This is a genomic window from Mesorhizobium sp. B2-3-5, assembly GCF_006442395.1.
Lineage (GTDB): Bacteria > Pseudomonadota > Alphaproteobacteria > Rhizobiales > Rhizobiaceae > Mesorhizobium.
Map to the genome: position 1 here is coordinate 1 of NZ_VFVX01000070.1, position 4,552 is coordinate 4,552.

General features: G+C 59.7%; 3 protein-coding genes. 2 read left to right on the top strand and 1 reads right to left on the bottom strand.

Annotation, left to right across the window (positions count from 1 at the left end; translation table 11 throughout):
* On the bottom strand, window positions 1-1,345 hold a 1,345-nt coding region (locus FJ958_RS31225; RefSeq protein WP_210243500.1), incomplete at its 3' end, for a VCBS domain-containing protein.
* Window positions 1,346-2,268: 923 nt separating this feature from the next.
* Between FJ958_RS31225 and FJ958_RS31230 the strand changes: the two genes are divergently transcribed.
* Together FJ958_RS31230 and FJ958_RS31235 are read left to right on the top strand one after the other, a co-directional pair.
* Window positions 2,269-3,303, top strand: a complete 1,035-nt coding sequence (locus FJ958_RS31230) for a glycosyltransferase family A protein (protein WP_246677084.1) — start codon at window positions 2,269-2,271, stop codon at window positions 3,301-3,303.
* Window positions 3,304-3,305: 2 nt separating this feature from the next.
* Complete coding sequence (locus tag FJ958_RS31235) at window positions 3,306-4,478, top strand: glycosyltransferase (protein WP_246679863.1); 1,173 nt, start codon at window positions 3,306-3,308, stop codon at window positions 4,476-4,478.
* The last annotated feature ends 74 nt before the right edge of the window (window positions 4,479-4,552 follow it).

Genomic DNA, 4,552 nt, shown 5'->3' on the forward strand with positions numbered 1-4,552 from the left:
TGTAGACGTCCTCGCCATTGCCCGAGGCGAGCACCAGCGTGCCAACGGTCTGGCCGTCGGCGATGGTGATGTCGCCCTGGTCGGTGTGAACCGTGGTGATCCCGTGCGAGGCATCGCTCAATGTCGCGGTGAACACGTAGCTGGCGCCCGCGCCCTCGGCGACCGTCGAGGCGCTCAGGCTGACCGTCGCGTTATCCGTAATTCCATCGATTGTAACCGTTATAACCTGTGCTGTCCCGTCCGCGGTCCGAACCGTGAATGTGTCGGTCAAGTGATCGCCAGCATTGAGCTCCTGGACCGCATTGTTCGTGTTGTTGAGCGTGTAGGTCCAAGCGCCCCCCGCCGTTATCGCAAAAGTACCATAGCCGTGGTCGGTTGCCCCGCCGGCACCAACCACTTGGAACGTGTTCGCCGGATTGTCGACGTCCGTATCCGTCAGCTTGCCGCTCACGGTCGGAGTGCCATCGATAGCGCCGCCGGCCTCGACGACCGTGCCGCTCGTGGTGCCCGAGATCACCGCCGCGTCGTTTCTGCCGGCGACATCGACGGTCACCACCTGGGCCGTGCCGTCCACAGTGTGGACGGTAAAGGTTTCAGTGAGATGCTGGCCGACATTGAGGGCTTGCACCGCCGCATTGGTGTTGTTGAGCGTGAAGGTCCAGACGCCGCCCGCCGTCATCTGGAAGGTGCCGTAATTATGGTCGGTGGCCGCCCCGGCGGCGACCGCCTGGAAGGTATTGGCCGTGTTGTCGACGTCGGTGTCGGTCAGCGTGCCGGTCGCCGTCGGCGTCCCGACGATGGCGTTGGCCACCCCGCCGGCCTCGACGACCGTGCCGCTCGTGGTGCCCGAGATCACCGCCGCGTCGTTGGTTCCGGCGAATTGTACCGTCGCGGTCGCCCAGCTGAGCGTTCCGTTGCCGAGCCGGATCGAGTAGATGAAGCTGTCGGTCAGGTACTGCCCCGCGTTCAACTGCTGCAACCGCCCCTTGAAAGCGTCTGACAAGGTGGTGGCGTCGTATCCCACACGTCCGTCGGAGGTAATCCAGATCTTCGCACCGTATAAACTCGTGTCGGAGCTGGTGGATTCAGTGCGCCCCAAATCTTGAGTCAACAAATCAGCGGCGCTGTATCCATTCATCGCGCCTGTGCTGTTGGTACCGTTGTCGACCGACCAGAGGGTCTTGGCGTTGCCGCCGAGATCGTTGGCCATCACGTTCAGGAAGACGATTTGGAAACTATCCTGGGCGAGTCCGGTCGCGCTGCTGGCGAAGACATCGTCTTGCGCCTGTGGCGTATTGGAGAACGATGCCGTGGTGCCACCAGCACCTGTGACAGAAGAAGCCATTCCAACCCCCGGTTTTGTTTATAAACAGACGCCCTGGATCTGTTTATTGATCACGCTGATGACGAAACTGCTTTCCCACGAACCCTTGCATAATCCCGATGCGCACTCTGGCGGGGTCTGAAGCGCGCGTGTCCTTTGACAAGGCCACCCTGCTCCCACGCGCCACAACACCCGCCGCTCAAAGACGAATGCCGGCTCGACAGTGAAAGCTGTAACGAGAAGCCGTCCCCGCGTTTCCTACCCAACAGCGCCGTCCAACTCTGGTTGGGGGTCAGAATACATGAACTGACGCTTATATTAGGAGATTATTAACTCTAGTGAAGAGAAAGCGTCAACATCCAATTTAGCGGAACAGTTAACGACCGCGTTCAAGAGAAAAGAGCGATGGGTAGGCGGAAGAGAGCGCTGAGGCGATTCACGAACGCGGGCACGGCGTGCGAGGACCCGTATCGCCGCAGCCGAAGGCCAGATTCCGGGTGATCGCTAGCTCGCGACGACAACGAAGATGGTTGGGACACGCAGCCGCCAATGCCGACATCCGTTCACCGTGGCGATGTGAGTCGTTGACTGCCGCGGTTCGCAAGATGGGGTTTCCTCGCAATGGTGCTTGCGCGTACCCTCCCCCAGCCATGGGCGGGAACTCGAGAAGGAGGCGACGTCGCTGGCCGCCCGCTCGCCTCTTGCTCAGGCATCATTCCGAAGGAAGGCGGTCGGTCCGACCCCGCGAACCGGAACGAACTCCATTCTGTCTGCCGCTTCGCATAACTGAAGCCGCCCACGGCAGAAGATCATTATGGGTGGACCTGCCAGGCCTACCGGAGCTGCTGGTCTGCCGGCTTATTTAGTAAAAACTAATAGAAAAGCGTCTTTTGCCGCGAATTCGCCCCGATCTTTGATGAGAGCGGTACTGACGGCGTGCCTGCATGAACTTCCACCACCTTGCGGAGAAAACGAAGTCCCCCATGGTCAAGGACAATGCCACAGTAGGCGTCGTGGTGCCGATGTTCAACGCGGAGCGAACCATTCGCTCCACCCTGACCAGCATCTGCCGCCAGAACTACCAGGCACTGGACATTATCGTGGTCGACGATGGATCGACGGACGGGTCCGCATCAATCGTGGCCTCCTGTGCCGACAAAGATCGGCGTATACGCCTCATAAGGCAGTCTAATGGCGGTGTTGCGCACGCTCGCAATCGCGGCGCGGCTTCTACCGACGCGGAATTTCTAGCGTTTGTCGATGCGGATGATCTTTGGGCCCCATCCAAGATAGCGTTGCAATTGCGCGCCTTGCTGGAAGGTGGCTCTTCAACAGGCCTTGCATATTGTTGGTTTGCGCATATCGACGAGGACGATCGGGTATTCTCGCTGCGTAATCACCCCGACGCCCAAGGTCACGTGCTCCAGCGCATGTGCAGACAAAATTTTGTCGGCAATGGAAGTTCGATGCTTGTACGTCGTTCCGCATTCGAGCAAGCGGGGCAATTCGATTCGACCTTGCGGGCCAAGAGCGCACAAGGCTGCGAGGATCTTCTGATGTGCCTCAGAATAGCGGAAAGTTACGAGTTCCGTGTCGTGCCTCAGCATCTTGTGGGTTACCGAATGACGAACGTCAACATGTCGAGCGATGTCATGCAGATGCTTCGTTCCTGCGAAATTGTCCTTGCCGAGTTTCGTGAAAAATATCCGCAATTCGGGGGCGATCTCGATGCCCATCTGGGCGACATGATCCATTGGCTTGCCACAAGAGCGTTGATTGAGGGACGGTTTTTCGCGGCCTACGACCTGCTGAAGAAGGCAGTCTTCCTGGACCCACGCACCGCGATTTCAGGTCTGCCTGACATGGTAGACGCATATTGCCGGGCCAGGCTGGTTCCTCGCTGGATCAAGCTTCGAGTAAAACGGATGCTAAACAAGGACGCCGAATTTCGGCCTCTTTATAGCGAAATGAGCTGGTGAAAATGTCATCCACTTCAAACGGGCACGTAAATGTGCTGGAGGCAGAACTGCGGGAGATGTTTGGCGTGGACGGCTGCGCAGGTGTCCGTCACGTGGATCTGGACATCCAAGGTGCTCCTGAGGACTGCGATGCCGGCATGATCGTCTTGTGGCGCGGCGGGCTGCCGGTCGGGCATTTGCTCAGGGCGAGCGACGGGGAGTGCCGCATTGCCCCAATTGCGGTCGCTCAAGACTCAAGCCCGGCTCCGCCGGTTCTGGACCTGCCGAGCGCCAGCGTGATCATCTGTACGCGTAACAGGCCGAAAGAGTTGCGGCGCTGCCTCTCCTCGCTCCCTCTGCAAACCCTTCCGCCCGCGGAGGTCATTGTGGTCGACAACGCGTCGGCAGGCGGCGAAACGCGCGAGGTAGCGCTCGCTGCCGGCGCAATCTATGTCCGCGAGGACCGACCCGGCTTGGATATTGCCCGAAATCGAGGAGCTGAGCGTGCATCCTCCGAGATCGTTGCCTACACGGACGATGACGTTCTGCTTCATCCGCAATGGCTTGAGCGGCTGGTCACGGCTTTTGACAGACCTTCGATCGGCGCGGTGACGGGTCTTGTGCTGCCCGCCGAGATTGCCACCGAAGCGCAGCGTTATTTCGAGACATTCTGGAGTTTCGGGCAAGGCTATACACCTCGGATTTTCCGCGCGGCCGATTTTGCCGCCAGCAAGCACGAGGTATTCCCTGCCTGGAAAGTTGGAGCTGGCGCCAGCATGGCGTTCCGGCGGGACGTGTTTGACCACGCCGGGCTGTTTGATGAGCGTCTCGACGTCGGTCAGGCCGGCTGTTCTGGAGACTCTGAATATTGGTATCGGCTGCTCGCCAATGGATATGACTGCCGCTACCAGCCCACCTCCGTCGCGTTCCACTTCCACAGGCGGACGATGGAAGGCCTGGCCAAGCAAATCTACTTCTACATGCGCGGTCACTCAGCCGCTTTGCTCGTCCAGCACGAACGGACTGGCGTCAAGGCGAATTTGAGACAGGCGTTCAAATGGAAGCCGCTTTGGTATCTCGGCAGGGTTCGCGGGAGGCTGCTTGGACGCAGGGTCCCTGAGGATCGTTTCCTTTGGCAGGAAATCGCCGGCTATGTATCCGGACTCCTGTTCTACCTCCGAACCAGGCGCGGGTAAGACGGCGTGGCGCATCATCCCCTGGTTTCGATCGTGATGCCTGCGCACAACGCGGAGGTGACGCTGGCGCAGGC